13 protein-coding genes are annotated in these 15,781 nt (G+C 63.0%); 6 read left to right on the forward strand and 7 right to left on the reverse strand.

The window, feature by feature from the left end:
- Positions 1-4 precede the first annotated feature (4 nt).
- The 5 genes from PQT43_RS28535 to PQT43_RS28555 all read right to left on the reverse strand — a co-directional run bounded on the left by PQT43_RS28535 (position 5) and on the right by PQT43_RS28555 (position 4,227).
- Entirely contained in the window at positions 5-772 is a 768-nt protein-coding gene (locus PQT43_RS28535) for an SDR family oxidoreductase (protein WP_110653616.1), read from the reverse strand.
- Between the two features lie 39 nt (positions 773-811).
- Positions 812-1,879: a phosphotransferase family protein gene (locus PQT43_RS28540; protein WP_110653615.1), complete on the reverse strand. Its 1,068-nt coding sequence runs from the start codon at positions 1,877-1,879 to the stop codon at positions 812-814.
- Positions 1,880-2,190: 311 nt separating this feature from the next.
- Positions 2,191-3,141: a 2-hydroxyacid dehydrogenase gene (locus PQT43_RS28545; RefSeq protein ID WP_253085729.1), complete on the reverse strand. Its 951-nt coding sequence runs from the start codon at positions 3,139-3,141 to the stop codon at positions 2,191-2,193.
- 16 nt (positions 3,142-3,157) lie between these two features.
- Positions 3,158-3,553: a VOC family protein gene (locus tag PQT43_RS28550; protein ID WP_253085728.1), complete on the reverse strand. Its 396-nt coding sequence runs from the start codon at positions 3,551-3,553 to the stop codon at positions 3,158-3,160.
- A 134-nt stretch (positions 3,554-3,687) separates the two neighbouring features.
- On the reverse strand, positions 3,688-4,227 hold the full coding sequence (locus tag PQT43_RS28555; protein WP_102879731.1) for a cysteine hydrolase family protein: 540 nt from the start codon (positions 4,225-4,227) through the stop codon (positions 3,688-3,690).
- 501 nt (positions 4,228-4,728) lie between these two features.
- On the opposite strand from PQT43_RS28555, the gene PQT43_RS28560 reads away from it, so the two are divergent.
- Complete coding sequence (locus PQT43_RS28560; RefSeq protein WP_102864482.1) at positions 4,729-6,009, forward strand: serine/threonine transporter; 1,281 nt, start codon at positions 4,729-4,731, stop codon at positions 6,007-6,009.
- A gap of 342 nt (positions 6,010-6,351) precedes the next feature.
- Entirely contained in the window at positions 6,352-8,031 is a 1,680-nt protein-coding gene (locus PQT43_RS28565; protein WP_110653528.1) for a SulP family inorganic anion transporter, read from the forward strand.
- Between the two features lie 147 nt (positions 8,032-8,178).
- Here the strand turns inward: PQT43_RS28565 and acnB are convergent, their stop codons facing one another.
- On the reverse strand, positions 8,179-10,779 hold the full coding sequence (gene acnB, locus PQT43_RS28570) for a bifunctional aconitate hydratase 2/2-methylisocitrate dehydratase (protein ID WP_102879729.1): 2,601 nt from the start codon (positions 10,777-10,779) through the stop codon (positions 8,179-8,181).
- A gap of 409 nt (positions 10,780-11,188) precedes the next feature.
- Here acnB and PQT43_RS28575 point away from each other — a divergent pair, with 409 nt between their 5' ends.
- Positions 11,189-11,656 (forward strand): DUF1289 domain-containing protein, encoded by a 468-nt coding sequence (locus PQT43_RS28575; protein WP_102879728.1) that lies wholly within the window; start codon positions 11,189-11,191, stop codon positions 11,654-11,656.
- 113 nt (positions 11,657-11,769) lie between these two features.
- On the opposite strand, the gene PQT43_RS28580 is transcribed toward PQT43_RS28575, so the two are convergent.
- Complete coding sequence (locus tag PQT43_RS28580) at positions 11,770-12,633, reverse strand: universal stress protein (protein ID WP_102864486.1); 864 nt, start codon at positions 12,631-12,633, stop codon at positions 11,770-11,772.
- A gap of 292 nt (positions 12,634-12,925) precedes the next feature.
- On the opposite strand from PQT43_RS28580, the gene PQT43_RS28585 reads away from it, so the two are divergent.
- The 3 genes from PQT43_RS28585 to PQT43_RS28595 all read left to right on the forward strand — a co-directional run bounded on the left by PQT43_RS28585 (position 12,926) and on the right by PQT43_RS28595 (position 15,717).
- Positions 12,926-13,531, forward strand: a complete 606-nt coding sequence (locus PQT43_RS28585) for a tRNA-(ms[2]io[6]A)-hydroxylase (RefSeq protein WP_253085725.1) — start codon at positions 12,926-12,928, stop codon at positions 13,529-13,531.
- Positions 13,532-13,716: 185 nt separating this feature from the next.
- Positions 13,717-14,427, forward strand: coding sequence for a winged helix-turn-helix domain-containing protein (locus PQT43_RS28590; RefSeq protein WP_102879726.1), 711 nt, complete (start codon positions 13,717-13,719; stop codon positions 14,425-14,427).
- Positions 14,428-15,717 (forward strand): ATP-binding protein, encoded by a 1,290-nt coding sequence (locus tag PQT43_RS28595; RefSeq protein ID WP_272755314.1) that lies wholly within the window; start codon positions 14,428-14,430, stop codon positions 15,715-15,717. It begins immediately after the preceding gene.
- Positions 15,718-15,781 lie beyond the last annotated feature (64 nt).

Consider the following 15,781-nt stretch of genomic DNA (forward strand, 5'->3'; position numbering starts at 1 on the left):
GGCCTCAGGAGAGGAAGCCGCCATCCACGTTCAGCGAAATGCCCGTGGTGTAGCTGGAGGCGTCGCTGGCCAGGTAGAGCACCGCGCCGGCCATTTCGCTCGGGTCGGCCACGCGCTTGAGGGGGATCTGCGCCAGGGCGGTCTTGAGGATGGCGTCGTTCTTCACCAGGGCCGAGGCAAACTTGGTGTCGGTCAGGCCCGGCAGCAAGGCGTTACAGCGGATGCCGAACTGTGCGCATTCCTTGGCGAAGACCTTGGTCATGTTGATCACCGCCGCCTTGGTCACCGAGTAGATACCCTGGAAGATCCCCGGCGAGATGCCATTGATCGAGGCGACGTTGATGATGCTACCGCCGCCGTTGTCGCGCATCAGCTTGCCGGCTTCCACCGACATGAAGAAATAGCCGCGGATATTGACGTCGACGGTCTTCTGGAAGGCCCCCAGGTCAGTGTCCAGGACGTTGCAGAATTGCGGGTTGGTGGCGGCGTTGTTGACCAGGATGTCGAGGCGGCCGAACTGCTCGCGAATCCCGGCGAAGACCTGGCTGATCTGCTCCATTTCGCCGATGTGGCAGGCAATCGCCGTGGCCTTGCCGCCGGCGGCGATGATGGCGTCGGCCACGTGCTGGCAGCCTTCGAGCTTGCGGCTCGACACGATCACGTGGGCCCCTTGCTGGGCCAGGAGCTTGGCAATGGCTTCACCGATACCGCGGCTGGCGCCGGAGACGAATGCGATCTTGCCGTCGAGGTCGAACAACTGAGTCTTGGACATGGTTTTTCCTTGCTGGGCTGTCGGGCGCCGAGGGCGCGGTCAGAGGCTGGATTTTTCGATGACCTGCAGGCTCATCTGCTCCAGCAGTTTGTTCATGTGAATGAACTGCGCGAAGCGTTTGTCCTGGGTCTGGCCGTGGTAGAAGCGGTAGTAGATTTGCTGCACGATGCCGGCCAGGCGGAACAGGCCGTAGGTGTAGTAGAAGTCGAAATTGCCGATTTCGATTCCCGAGCGTTCGGCGTAGTAATCGACGAATTCCTGGCGAGTCAGCATGCCCGGGGCGTTGCTCGGCTGGCGCCGCATCAGTTGCACTGGCGCCGGGTCGGCGGCCTCGATCCAGTAGGCCAGGGTGTTGCCCAGGTCCATCAGCGGATCGCCCAGGGTGGTCAGTTCCCAGTCCAGCACGCCGATGATCTGCATCGGGTTGTGGGGATCGAGGATGACGTTGTCGAAGCGGTAGTCGTTATGCACGATGCTTGAGGTTGGGTGATCGGCGGGCATCTTGTCGTTGAGCCAGGCCTTCACGGTTTCCCAGTGCGGCGCATCGGGGGTCAGGGCTTTCTCGTAGCGCTCGCTCCAGCCCTTGATCTGACGCTGCACATAGCCTTCAGGCTTGCCCAGGTCGCCCAGGCCGCAGGCGTTGTAGTCGACCCGATGCAGTTCGACGAAGCGGTCGATGAAACTCTTGCACAGGGCTTGGGTCCTGCCGGCATCCAGGCCCAGTTCCGCCGGCAGGTCGGAGCGCAGGATGATGCCCTTGACTCGTTCCATGACATAGAACTCGGCGCCGATCACCGACTCGTCGGTGCAGTGCACATAGGCCTTGGGGCAGTAGGGGAAACCGTCCCTGAGCTGATTGAGAATGCGGAACTCGCGGCCCATGTCATGGGCGGACTTGGCCTTGTGGCCAAACGGCGGGCGGCGCAGGACGAATTCCTGGTCCGGGTACTCCAGCAAGTAGGTGAGGTTCGAGGCACCGCCCGGGAACTGGCTGATTTGCGGTGTGCCGCTGAGGCCGGGAATATGCGCCTTGAGGTACGGATCGATCAGGTTGGCATCGAGCTCCTCGCCGGGGCGAGTACGGGTGGATTGGTCTGTAAGCGCCATGCTTATCCCTTCTGCTTATTCTGGAGGCCAGAGATTATTGACTAATCTAATGCGCCTACCGGCCCCTCACAATCGCGGCGAGCCTTTATAGGTGCGCGTGTTGCCGGACAATCATTGCTTTTGATACAAGCGTTTGAATTTACCCCCGTATGTCTACGACCCGGTGAGACCAAGCCCTCGTAGGAGCCGGCTTACCGGCGAAGAGGATGTCATGATCGGCGCTGGCTTTCGCTGGCAAGCCAGCTCCTGCACAAGCCATGCAGGCCAGAGGTTGTCCGCCCCACGAGCATAGGCGTTGACTCGGGGATGGGTCAGTTCGGTGCCGGCAGGGGAAGGGGGGTCAGCAGGGGCCGGCCCTCGAAGTGGGCCAGCAGGTTCTGGCCGACCATGTCCACGGTGTCGCGGCTGGCCTGGGGCGAAAGGCCGGCGACGTGGGGCGTCAGCACCACATTGTCCAGGCCCTTGAAACCGTCCGGCACTTGCGGTTCGTCATCGAACACGTCCAGGGCCGCGCCGGCAATCCGCCGCTGTTTCAGGGCCTGCAGCAGGGCGTTGGTGTCCACCACGCTGGCCCGGGCGATGTTTACCAGGAAACCTTCGGCGCCAAGGGCTTCCAGCACCGGCTGGTCCACCAGATGCCGGGTGTCGGCGCCGCCGGGGGTGGCAATCACCAGGGCATCCGAGTCCCGGGCCAGCTCCAGCAGGGTCGGGCAAAAGCGGTAGGGCTGGTCCGGCCGGGGCTGACGGCTGTGATAACTCACGGTCATGTCGAAACCCAGGGCGCAACGCCGGGCGATGGCCTTGCCCACGGCGCCCAGCCCGAGGATGCCCAGGCGCATGCCCGCCACGGAAGGGCGCAGGACTTTTGGCCATTGCCCCTGGCGCACGGCGGCATCTGACTGGGGAATGCCTCGGACCAGCGACAGCAGCAGGGCGAGGGCATGATCGGCCACCGACGAGGCATTGACCCCGGCGCCATTGGTCACGGCAATCCCGCGGTTGCTCGCCGCTTGCAGGTCCACCTGCTCATAGCCGGCACCGATCACGCAGATGATCTGCAGCCGGGGCAGGGCGTTGATTTCCGCCGCTGTCAGCCCCAGAGGGCCTCGGGTCAGCACGGCGTCGATCTGTGGGGCGTGGGTCTTGATGGCCTGGGCCCGTTCGGCGGGCGTGGGGGCCAGGATCAGGTTGAAGCCCAGCGCTTCGAGCAAGGGCAGGTAGGCGTTGACGTTCTCGACCAGGACCAGGACGGTGGCGCGCATGACGGTTCCTCAGCAGTTAATGGGGCAAGGGCTGGCGCAATTGAAAGATGTTGCCTTCCGGGTCGACGCCGTCGCAGACCTGCGCCCCCATGAATGACCATTCGCGCTCGGCCTCGTACAACCGGCCCCCGGCGCTGGCGGCCCGTTGCCTGGCCTGTTGCAGATCGGCAACCTGGAACAGCGGCTTGCACGCGCCATCGCTACGGGGCAGTGGCGGTTCCTGCACGACGATGCGCGCGGCAATCGCCGCAGGCACCTGGACCAGTGTCAGCTCGAAGCCCTGATGCATCAGTTGCTGGTAATCCGCCTGTTGCTCGGTGATGGGCCAGCCCAGCAGGTCGGCATAGAAGCGGGCGAGTGACGGCGGGTCGAGGCTGTAGAGGATGCAGCCGGCGATCGTGGTGGCGCTCATGGAGGATTCCATACAGGCGGGGACGAAGGCTCAAGGGTGCGGGTTGCGAGGGATTTTGGCAATGCTCGCCGGCACCGTTCCCGGGGGAGTCACGCCATGTTCGGCGTGCCCGGGGCGGTGTGGGGACTATGGGGTCAGAAGGTCACATCGGCGGTCGTGGCCAGGCGCACGAAGGGGCCGTTGAGGGTGGCGTTATGGTGGGCGATGATTTTCTTCGCCCCCAGCACGGGTGTGTCCATGCAGGTATGGGCGTCCTCCACCAGCACGGCGGCAAAGCCCAGGTCGCCGGCGGCGCGGCAGGTGGCATCGACGCAGTACTGGGTCTTCATGCCGACGATCACCAGCTCATTGACCTGGGCTTCCTGCAGGCGCTCGGCCAGCCCGGTGCCGACAAAGCAACTGGGGCGGGTCTTGTCCAGCACGCAGTCCAGTTCTTCATCCACTTCCAGGGTCGGCAGCAGTTGCCAGAGCGGGCTACCGGCGGCAATCGGCGATTCGGCGGGGCCGGTATGGCGCACGGCGAAGATCGGCGCCCCGGCCTGGCGGGCGCGGCGGATCAGTTGGTTGATGTTTTCCAGGGTCTGTTCGCGCTTGTAGGGCTTGTCCGGTCCGTTGAACAGGCCGACCTGCATGTCGATGACCAGCAGGGCACGCTTGGCGTTGGATAAAGGCATCTTGTCTCTCCTTGTAGTGCCAGCGGGACGGAGAAACAAAAGGCCCCGTCCATTGCTGGCGGGGCCTTGGTTTTACTGTGCTTGCATCATCCCGCACAGCTACCACACGACCCGCCGTAGGCAGTCGTGGTGCTAGAGGTAGGGTTGAGCGCGTAGATATTCATGGGGTCCGATCATGCCGCCTGGCCGTGAATCTTGTCAACGCAGCCCAGCGCGCGTCGGCTTGCCGAGGAACAGGTGCGTGGGATGTGCATCGCCTTCGCGGACGCTTGCGCCGGCAAGCCGGTGCCAGGGGACGGCGGGAGAGGGCCGGGCCAGACGCTTCGCCACGGCAAAAAAATAAATCTGCACCGTACAAACCGTTCCTCAGCTAAGTCTATGCAGCGCTCGCGGAATCCCGGACAATCGCGCCCCCTCTGTTTCGGTCGGGGCTCTGTCTGTCGGGTACTCCGACGCGCCCTGATCGAATGGCAAACGACCGGAATGTGGAGATCCCACCGGATGAATGATCAGGCCAACAGCGTTGATCAACGCTTTGAAACGGCGACCCCAGCGACCCTGAGTAGCTGGAACCGCCAAGACACCACCTGGATGCTGGGCCTGTTTGGCACTGCCATTGGTGCCGGTACCCTGTTTCTGCCCATCAATGCCGGCATCGGCGGTTTCTGGCCGCTGTTGATCCTGGCGCTGCTGGCCTTCCCCATGACCTTCTATGCACACCGCGGCCTGACCCGCTTTGTGCTCTCCGGGCGTGACGGTGCGGACATCACTGACGTGGTGGAAGAGCATTTCGGTCTCACCGCCGGTGCCCTGATCACCTTGCTGTACTTTTTGGCGATCTTCCCGATCCTGCTGATCTACAGCGTGGCCCTGACCAACACCGTCGACAGCTTCATGACCAATCAACTGCACATCGCGCCGCCACCGCGGGCGATCCTGGCCCTGGTGCTGATCTTCGGCCTGCTGGTGGTGGTGCGTTGCGGCGAGCAGGTGATCGTCAAGGCCATGAGCCTGATGGTCTATCCGTTCATCGTGGCCCTGCTGTTCCTCGCGGTGTTCCTGATCCCGCACTGGAATGGCGGCATCCTCGCCACCGTCAGCGATGTCCCGGCGCCTTCGGCCTTCCTGCATACCCTGTGGCTGGCGATTCCGGTGATGGTCTTCTCGTTCAACCACTCGCCGATCATCTCGGCCTTTGCCGTGGACCAGAAGCGCCGCTATGGCGTGCATGCCCAAGAGCGCAGCTCGCAGATCCTCTCGCGTGCCCACCTGCTGATGGTGGGCATGGTGCTGTTCTTCGTCTTCAGCTGTGTGCTGACCCTGAACCCGGCGCAACTGGCCGAAGCCAAGGCGCAGAACCTGTCGATCCTGTCCTACCTGGCCAACCACTTCCAGAATCCGACCATCGCCTTCGCCGCACCGTTGATTGCCTTCGTGGCCATCGCCAAGTCCTTCCTGGGGCACTACATCGGTGCCAGCGAAGGCCTCAAGGGCCTGATCGGCAAGAGCGGCCGGCGTCCTGGGGCGAAAACCCTGGACCGGGTTACCGCTGCCTTCATGCTGGTGATCTGCTGGGCCGTGGCGACCCTCAACCCGAGCATCCTGACGATGATCGAGACCATGGGTGGCCCGGTGATCGCGGCGATCCTGTTCCTGATGCCGATGTACGCCATTCGCAAAGTGCCGGCCATGGCCCGCTATCGCGGCCAGGCCTCCAACGTCTTCGTGACCCTGGTGGGCCTGGTGGCCATTACCGCCCTGGTGTACTCCCTGGCTTCGTGATTTGTGCGACGCGCTGGCGGCTGCCTTCGCCGGCATTCCACACCTGCGCGACGCTCACCGCCTGGAGCCGGCTTGCCGGCGGACAGGCCCTCAAGCCTGACGCGATTGCTGGCAACACAACCAACGCCGCCGGTGCTCACAGCACCGGCGGCGTTGTCGTTCAAGGCATTGATCAGGATCGTTTGCTGCCTTGAATAAAGGGCTAAGCTGGTGCTCTTATTGCTGCCCGGAACCCGTCAATGGCCACTCCCGTCACACGGGCTGCAATCTGGCCCAAAGGCGTTGATGCCGTTGGGCGACACCCTCTGAATTCGAATCTTGCCTTGTCACGGACGAACCCGATTGGCCACTGAACCCCTCACCCAGCCAACTGTTGTCCCCAAGCGCAGCCGTGACCTGCTGGCCGGCTTGTCCATCGCCGGCCTGTTGCTGCCCGAGGCTGTGGCCTATTCCGGTATTGCCGCCTTGCCGCCTCAGGCCGGGGTCATTGCCCTGTTCGCCGGGTTGCTGTGCTACGGCCTACTGGGCAGCAGCCGCTTCGCCATTGTCTCGGCCACGTCCTCATCGGCGGCGGTGCTGGCCGCTGCCACCTTGTCCCTGGCAGAGGGCGACGTGCAGCTGCGCCTGAACCTGGCGTTCGCCCTGGTGCTGCTGACCGGAGGCTTCTTCGTCCTGGCGGGGCTGTTTCGCCTCGGCGGCGTCACCGCGTTCATTGCCAAGCCGGTGCTGCGCGGCTTCGCCTTCGGCCTGGCGGTGACCATCATTCTCAAGCAGTTCGCCACCGTGGTCGGGGTGCACCTGAGCACCGGCAACCTGGTGCGGTTCCTGCCGCAGTTGCTGGAGCAATGGCCGCAGTGGAACTGGGCCGGCGCGGCGGTGGCGGCATTGGCCTTGCTGGTGCTGGCGATCTGTTCGCGGATTCCCTACGTGCCCGGTGGGCTGGTGGCGGTGGTGATCGGCATTGGCGCCGGGCAATGGCTCGACCTGCCGGCTCATGGGGTGGCCCTGATCGGGGTGATCGAACTCAAGTTGCAGGTGCCGAGCCTGCCGGACCTGCCCTTTGCCGACTGGCTGCGCCTGGGGGAACTGGCGTTTGCCCTGGTGATGATCCTGTATGCCGAGTCCTATGGCTCGATCAGCTCCCTGGCGCTCAAGCATGGCGACCGGGTTTCGTCCAACCGCGACCTGCTGGCCCTGGGCGCTGGCAATCTGCTCTCCGGTCTGTTCCATGGCATGCCCGTCGGCGCCGGCTATTCGGCCACTTCCGCCAACGAAGCGGCCGGGGCCCGCTCGCGGCTGGCCGGGCTGACCGCTGCTGCGGTGATGCTGATCATCGTTCTGACGGTGCTGCCCTATATCGCCCTGACCCCGGAGCCGGTGCTGGCGGCGATCGTCATCTATGCCTTGGGCCATGGCCTGAGCCTGCAACCGCTGGGGCGCTATTTCATCTGGCGCCGGGATCGGTTGCTGGTGATCTGTGCGGTCACCGCGGTGCTGGTGCTGGGGGTGCTGGATGGTTTGCTGCTTTCGGTAGGGGTGAGCATTCTGTTGATGCTGCGCCAGTTGTCGGCGGCGGATATCCAGATCCTCGGTCAATTGGGCAGCGGACATGATTTTGTCGACCTCAGCCGCCACCCTCAGGCGCGGCAGGTGCCGGGGGTGCTGATTCTGCGTCCGGGGGAGGCGCTGTTCTTCGCCAACGCCGAGCGCATCCTGGGCGGTGCCTTGCACCTGATCCGGCATGTGCAGACGCCGATTCACACGGTCATTCTCAGCCTGGAGGAGTCGCCGAATCTGGACGGCACCAGCATCGAGGCCCTGGACGACTTCTTCCGTCAGGTCCGCCTGGAGCACAAGCGCCTGGCCCTGGCCCGGCTCAAGCACAGGGCCAAGGAAGCCCTGGCGGGCCTGCCGTCGACTGCCGAGCATCAGGTGTTGCTCAGTGGCACCAGCGTCGACGATACGCTGCAGGAAAGCCTGCAGATCTGGAGCGGTCAGGCTCAGGCAGGACTCTGGCATTGAGTCTTGGCGCTTGGGTGTATCGCGCCTGGCCTGTGGCAGCGTAGCTCAGGGCGAACTAGCGGGCAGGGCAGTCAGCAAAAGTTACAGGCATAAAAAAACGCCGCGTATCGTGGAATACGCGGCGTTCTTTTTTACAACGCTAGAGCCTTAGGCTTGCACCACCGGGATCTTGGCGTTGGCCGCCGCTTCACGGAACTCGGCGATCTGGTCGAAGCTCAGGTAGCGGTACACGTCCGCTGCCATGCTGTCGATCTTGCCGGCGTATTCCATGTACTCCTCGACGGTCGGCAGGCGACCCAGGATCGAAGCCACCGACGCCAGCTCGGCCGAAGCCAGGTAGACGTTGGCGCCATCGCCCAGACGGTTCGGGAAGTTACGGGTCGAAGTCGACACTACGGTCGAGTTCGGCTCTACACGTGCCTGGTTACCCATGCACAGCGAGCAGCCCGGCATTTCCATGCGCGCGCCAGCCTTGCCGTAGATGCCGTAGTAGCCTTCTTCGGTCAGTTGGTGAGCGTCCATCTTGGTCGGAGGCGACAGCCACAGACGGGTTGGCAGCTGGCCCTTGACCTGATCCAGCAGCTTACCGGCGGCGCGGAAGTGACCGATGTTGGTCATGCAGGAACCGATGAACACTTCGTCGATCTTCTGGCCAGCGACGCTGGACAGCAGGCGAGCGTCGTCCGGGTCGTTCGGCGCGCAGAGCACAGGCTCCTTGACGTCGGCCAGGTCGATCTCGATGACTTCGGCGTATTCGGCGTCCTTGTCGGCTTCCAGCAGCTCAGGGTTGGCCAGCCAGGCTTCCATCGCTTGAGCGCGACGCTCCAGGGTACGGGCATCGCCGTAGCCTTCGCCGATCATCCAGCGCAGCAGGGTGATGTTGGACTTCAGGTACTCGGCGATCGATTCTTTGGACAGCTTGATGGTGCAACCGGCAGCCGAACGTTCGGCCGAGGCGTCGGACAGTTCGAAGGCTTGCTCGACGGTCAGGGTTTCCAGACCTTCGATCTCCAGGATGCGGCCGGAGAATGCGTTCTTCTTGCCTTTCTTCTCGACGGTCAGCAGGCCTTTCTGGATCGCGTAGTAAGGGATGGCGTGGACCAGGTCACGCAGGGTGACGCCAGGCTGCAGCTTGCCCTTGAAGCGAACCAGGATCGATTCCGGCATGTCCAGTGGCATGACGCCAGTGGCGGCGGCGAAGGCCACCAGGCCGGAACCGGCCGGGAACGAGATGCCGATCGGGAAACGGGTGTGGGAGTCACCACCGGTGCCGACGGTGTCCGGCAGCAGCATGCGGTTCAGCCAGCTGTGGATGATGCCGTCGCCCGGACGCAGGGACACGCCGCCACGGGTCATGATGAAGTCAGGCAGGGTGTGGTGAGTGGTGACGTCGATCGGCTTTGGATAGGCCGCGGTGTGGCAGAACGACTGCATCACCAGATCGGTGGAGAAGCCCAGGCAAGCCAGGTCTTTCAGTTCGTCACGGGTCATGGGACCGGTGGTGTCCTGGGAGCCGACGGTGGTCATCTTCGGTTCGCAGTAGGTGCCTGGACGCACGCCAGTCACGCCGCAAGCCTTGCCGACCATTTTCTGCGCCAGGGTGAAACCCTTGGTGCTTTCGGCTGGAGCTTCAGGCTTCTTGAACAGGTCGGACGGTGGCAGACCCAGCTCGGCGCGCGCCTTCTCGGTCAGGCCACGGCCGATGATCAGCGGGATACGGCCGCCAGCACGGACTTCGTCGAGCAGCACCGGAGTCTTCATTTCGAAGGTGGCCAGGACTTCGTCGCTGTTGTGCTTGGTGACTTTGCCAGCGTGCGGGTACAGGTCGATCACGTCGCCCATGTTCATCTTCGACACGTCGAATTCGATCGGCAGGGCGCCGGCGTCTTCCATGGTGTTGTAGAAGATTGGAGCGATCTTGCTGCCGAAGCAGAAGCCGCCGGCACGCTTGTTCGGCACGTAAGGAACGTCGTCGCCGAAGAACCACAGCACCGAGTTGGTCGCCGACTTACGGGACGAACCGGTGCCGACCACGTCGCCAACGTAGGCGATCGGGAAGCCGTCGTTGCGCATCTGCTCGATCTGTTTCATCGGGCCGATGGAACCTTGCACGTCAGGCACGATGCCGTCACGGGCCATTTTCAGCATGGCCAGGGCGTGCAGCGGGATGTCCGGACGGGACCAGGCGTCAGGGGCAGGGGAGAGGTCGTCGGTGTTGGTTTCGCCGGTGACCTTGAACACCCGCAGGCTGATCTTGTCGGCCAGTACCGGGCGGTTCTTGAACCACTCGCCGTCGGCCCAGGATTGCAGTACGCCTTGGGCGTGAACGTTGCCGTTCTTGGCTTTTTCCGCGACGTCGTGGAAGGCGTCGAACATCAGCAGGGTGTGCTTGAGTTGAGCGGCAGCAACAGGCGCCAGCTCGGCGTCGTCCAGCAGGTCGACCAGGGTCACGATGTTGTAGCCGCCCTGCATGGTGCCCAGCAGTTCTACGGCGCGCTTCTTGTCGATCAGAGGGGAGGAGGCTTCGCCTTTGGCCAGCGCGGAGAGGAAACCGGCCTTGACGTAGGCGGCTTCGTCGACTCCTGGTGGAACGCGATTGGTGATCAGGTCAACGAGGAAAGCTTCTTCGCCAGCCGGGGGATTCTTCAGCAGCTCGACCAGGCCTGCAGTTTGTTCGGCGTTAAGCGGCTGGGGAACGATACCCAGTGCTGCGCGCTCTTCGATATGTTTGCGGTAGGCTTCAAGCACAGTTATTACCCTCATCAGTGGTCCCAAATGGGTGTCCGGGACGCTCATCCCGAAATTGCCGTACTCATGCGCTGCGTGGCGTTGTGGGCCACTTAGCCAGAATTACCGACAATTCCTTACAGAAGCTGCTTTCAAAGTTTTACGCCTGCAGAACGGGGAGCTGATGAGGGTTGGCGCTGGATTTTTCCCCGCTGGAAAAATCCCTCGCCAACACCGCTCTGAAGGAACGACTGTGCTCGTGACGCTTTGAAAACAGCTTCAAACGGACATTGGCGCCTAAAAAGGCTGGCTGATTCTACGGCAAAAAAAATCTAAACGTAAGTTGCTGTATTGAAGTTTGAGGGGTGATCAATCTTAGACAAAGGGCTAACATTGCCGACTGTTTTGCCTTTGCGTGTGTTGTTTTTCTATGCCCAATCAGACCATCAAGACCCCTTGCGTCGGCCTCTGCTCCACCGTCTACGGCGACCTGGTGTGCCGCGGCTGCAAGCGTTTCCATCACGAAGTGATCAACTGGAACGGTTACAACGAGGAGGAGAAACGCGCGGTCTGGTTGCGTCTTGAACAACTGCTGGTGCAGGTGATGGCGGCCAAGCTGGAAGTCTTCGACCCGGCGCGTCTGCGCGGGCAACTGGAGCAGCGCAAGATCCGTTTCGTGCCGCACCAGTCCGAGTATTGCTGGGCCTACCAGCTGATTGCCCGGGGCGCGCGGGTGATCAACCAGCTCGACGCCTACGGCATGGCGCTGTTGCCGGAGTTCCGCGACTGGGGCCTGCCGGAGTTGCGTGACGCCATCGATCGGGAATTCTTCCTGCTGTCGGAAGCCCACTACCAGCGCTACATCGCCCCGGGGTTTCTCAAGGACGCCCTGGGCTGAGAGGTTCGTCGGCCAGCCACTTCCTGCGCAAAGGGTGCTGCAGGCGTGGGCTTGCCAGCGACAGCGTCGTCATGGGCGACGCAGGTTACGCGCTGGCGTTGCGGGGAAGGGTCTCAGACTTTGGCGGCGAGTTCTTCCAGGTGGTCCATGATGTCCGCCGGCTTGAGCACCAGCACGTCACTGTCCAGGGAGTCGAGCACCACTTCGGCGGTGTTGCCGATCAAGGCCCCCGACAACCCGGTACGGGCCACAGTGCCGATGATGGTCAGCACGGCCCCCAGCTTGTGGGCCATATGGGGAATCAGCACGTCCGCCGGACCTTCCTCGATATGCAGGTGCGCATCGTCGATATCGAACTCGGCCTGGAACGCCCTGCATTCCTCGCGATAGCGCTTCTCGATGGTTTCCTTGAGCTGGAACACCGGGTCGGATGCCGAAAGCATCGGTGATGGATGGGCGCTGATCACATGCAGTTGGGCCCTGGCCAGGCTGGCGATGTCGAAACCATAGTCAACGATGCTGGCATGCAGGGTGCGGTGTTCGCCGTCCATGTTGCCGACATCGATGGCCGCCATGACCACGCCACCGGCCCAAGGGGTGGCGGTCTTGACCAGCAGCACCGGGGTTGGGCAGTAGCGCAGCAGCTTCCAGTCCGCCGGGGTCAGCAGGACTTTCTTCAGCGGATTGTCATGGGAATGCTGCTTGATCACCAGGCCGCAACCCTCGGCCTGCTGCACGTCGATGATGGTTTCATGCAGGCTCTCGTTCCAGGCCTGCTCGGTGGTAACGCTGTAGCCTTCGCCGGTCAGGCTGCTCTTGAGCACGCTGAGCAGCGCCGAGTGTTCGTGCTTCTTGTCGCAGACCAGCAGATGCAGGTGGGCCTGGGTGACCCCGGCAATCAGCTTGGCGCGCTTGAGGGCGAGACTTTCGCCAGGCGTGGGATCGATGACCACCAGGATGCTGCGGATACTTTGCATGATCGGGATCTCCAGGAAAGGGATGAATGGTTAGGGTCTGTTCCCGTTTGGCCCAGCAACGCGGCTCGTCACCAAACGGGAACAGACCCTAGCGTGCACAACTATAGTTGCTGGCGCCCGCGCCGCATGTTGATGCATATCAAGCGCGGTCGCTGGTGGTCTGCGACGTGGCCGGTATAATCGCCAGCCTTTCGCTGTGAAGCCTTATTTGTCTCGTGAGCCTCATGTTATCGATCACTGATAGTGCCGCCATTGCTCGCCTTGCTGTGGCGGATTGCTCGGAAATGCGCCGATGAACTTTTTGGAAATTCATGACTTCCTCGGCTGTCGGACTCCCGACGCCTGGGTCCAGGCGGCCCTGGCCGACCAGGAAACCCTGCTGATCGACCACAAGAACTGTGAGTTCAAGGCCGCCAGCACCGCCCTGAGCCTGATCGCCAAGTACCATTCCCATGTCGACCTGATCAACATGATGTCGCGCCTGGCCCGGGAAGAACTGGTGCACCACGAACAGGTCATGCGCCTGATGAAACGACGCAAGGTCGAGCTGCGCCAACTGCATGCCGGGCGCTACGCCTCGGGCCTGCGCAAGGTGGTGCGCAGCCATGAGCCGGTGAAGCTGGTGGACACCCTGGTGGTCGGTGCTTTTATCGAAGCCCGCAGTTGCGAGCGCTTCGAAGCCCTGGTGCCACACCTGGACGAAGAACTGGGCAAGTTCTATTTCGGCCTGCTCAAAAGCGAGGCCCGGCACTATCAGGGCTACCTGAAGCTGGCCTACCAGTATGGCGACGCCAAGGACATCGCTCAGGTGATCGACAAGGTGCGGGCCGCCGAGCAGGAGCTGATCGAGTCCCCGGACCCGGAATTCCGCTTCCACAGCGGCGTACCGGCCTGGTAAGGCACAACCCTTGTGTCGCTGCCCTTGTGTAAAAGCAGGGGCAGATTGTTAAAAACTCTTAAAAGAATGAAACTTTGCGCAAAACCGCGATAAGTCGCTGGTTTTGCCGCGACCTTAGCCTTTTTTTAACCTGGGTCCTTCTATAATGCGCGCACTCAAAATTGTGTGCTTGCGAACGGGAAGGTATGGAAAACCTGGGTCTTGGCAAAGTCCTGCTGGTGGAAGATGACGAGAAGCTCGCCGGGCTGATTGCCAGCTTCCTGTCCCAGCATGGCTTTGAAGTGCTGACGGTACACCGGGGCGATGTGGCCTTGGCGGCGTTTCTCGAATTCAAACCGAAGCTGGTGGTGCTCGACCTGATGTTACCGGGCCAGAGCGGCCTGCACGTGTGCCGGGAAATCCGCGCCGTGGCCGATACCCCGATTGTCATCCTCACCGCCAAGGAAGACGACCTGGACCACATCCTCGGCCTGGAGTCCGGCGCCGACGACTATGTGATCAAGCCCATCAAGCCGGCGGTGCTGCTGGCGCGGCTGCGGGCCCTGCAGCGGCGCCAGGTGCCGGAGTCGACCGCCTTGCGCGGGGCCCTGGAGTTCGGCGTGCTGAGCATCGACCGCAGCAGCCGCGAGGTGCGTCTGTCCGGCGAGCCGATCGAACTGACCACCATGGAGTTCGAGCTGCTCTGGCTGCTGGCCAATGCGGCAGGCAAGACCCTGTCCCGGGATGACATCCTGAACCGCATGCGCGGTATCGAGTTCGACGGTCTGAACCGCAGCGTCGACGTCTACATCAGCAAATTACGCGGCAAGCTCAAGGACAACCCGCGCGAGCCGGTGTGCATCAAGACCGTGTGGGGCAAGGGCTACCTGTTCAATCCATTCGCCTGGGAGATTTGAATGCTGCGGCTGTTTCTGGGGCTCTACCTGTTCCTGGCCCTCGGCTTTGCCGGAGCCATGACCGCGGTGCAACACATCTTCCTCAACTACCTGGCGGTGGACCTGATCGAGGCCTACAACCGCGATGCAGTGCGCGGGCCGGCCTATAGCCTCAGCGAGCAACTGCGGCCCTTTGACGAGGCCGGGCGTCAGCATCAACTGGAGTTGCTCAAACCCCATTACGGGCTGGGGCTCAAGCTGGTGCAGGCCGGCGAGCTGGACCTCAACCAGAAGGAGCGGGCGCTGCTGAGCGCCAAGCAGCTGGTGGTCCGGGATGATTTCAACGAATTCATTTCCAGCATCGACGACGGTCCCCAGTTACTGAGCATCAAGCTGCCGGAAGACCCACCCCTGACCCTGCTCTACAACATCGCCGCCTATGCCTTGCTCGGCACGCTGCTGGCCATCGTCCTGTACTTCTGGGTGCGCCCGCACTGGCGCGACCTGGAGCGCCTGCGCCTGGCCGCCGAGCGTTTTGGCGGCAATGACCTCAGCACCCGCCTGCAACTGTCCCAGCGTTCCAACATTCGCGACCTGGCCCAGCACTTCAACCGCATGGCGGCGCGCATCGAGGGCCTGATCGCCAACCAGCGCGAGCTGACCAACGCGGTGTCCCACGAGTTGCGCACGCCCATCGCGCGGCTGTCATTCGAGCTGGACCAGTTGCAGCAGCAACCGGACCCGGAGGAAAACCGCGAACTGATCGCCGACATGTACGCCGACCTTGGCGAACTGGAGGACATGGTCTCCGAGCTGTTGTCCTACGCCAGCCTGGAGCACGGCGCGGCCACCATCAGTCGCGAGAATATCCAGGCCCAGAGCTGGCTCGACAGCGTGGTCGGCAGTGTCGCCCTGGAGGCGGAAGCGGCGGGGGTGCAGTTGCTGATCCGCTCCTGCCAGGTCGAGTACGTGCGGATCGAGCCACGCTTCATGGCCCGGGCGGTGATCAATCTGCTGCGCAACGCCATTCGCTACGCCGACCGGCGGGTGGAGGTGTCCCTGGTGCGCCTGGAGCAGGGCTACGAAGTGCGGGTCAATGATGACGGGCCCGGCGTGCCGGTGGACGGACGGGAGAAAATCTTTGAACCCTTTTCCCGGCTCGACGCCAGCCGCGACCGGCGTACCGGTGGCTTCGGCCTGGGCCTGGCCCTGGTGCGACGGGTCTCCCAGTGGCATGGCGGCAGGGTCGAGGTGGTGGATTCGGAGTGGGGCGGGGCCTCGTTTCGCCTGACCTGGGCCCATGTCGATTAGCGGCAGCGGCAAGTTGCAAGCGGTAAGCGGCAAGCTTCAAGCCGCCAGTTCGCTGCTTGCCGCT

Source organism: Pseudomonas sp. BLCC-B112 (genome assembly GCF_028550695.1).
In the GTDB taxonomy this organism is placed as follows: Bacteria; Pseudomonadota; Gammaproteobacteria; order Pseudomonadales; family Pseudomonadaceae; genus Aquipseudomonas; species Aquipseudomonas danubii.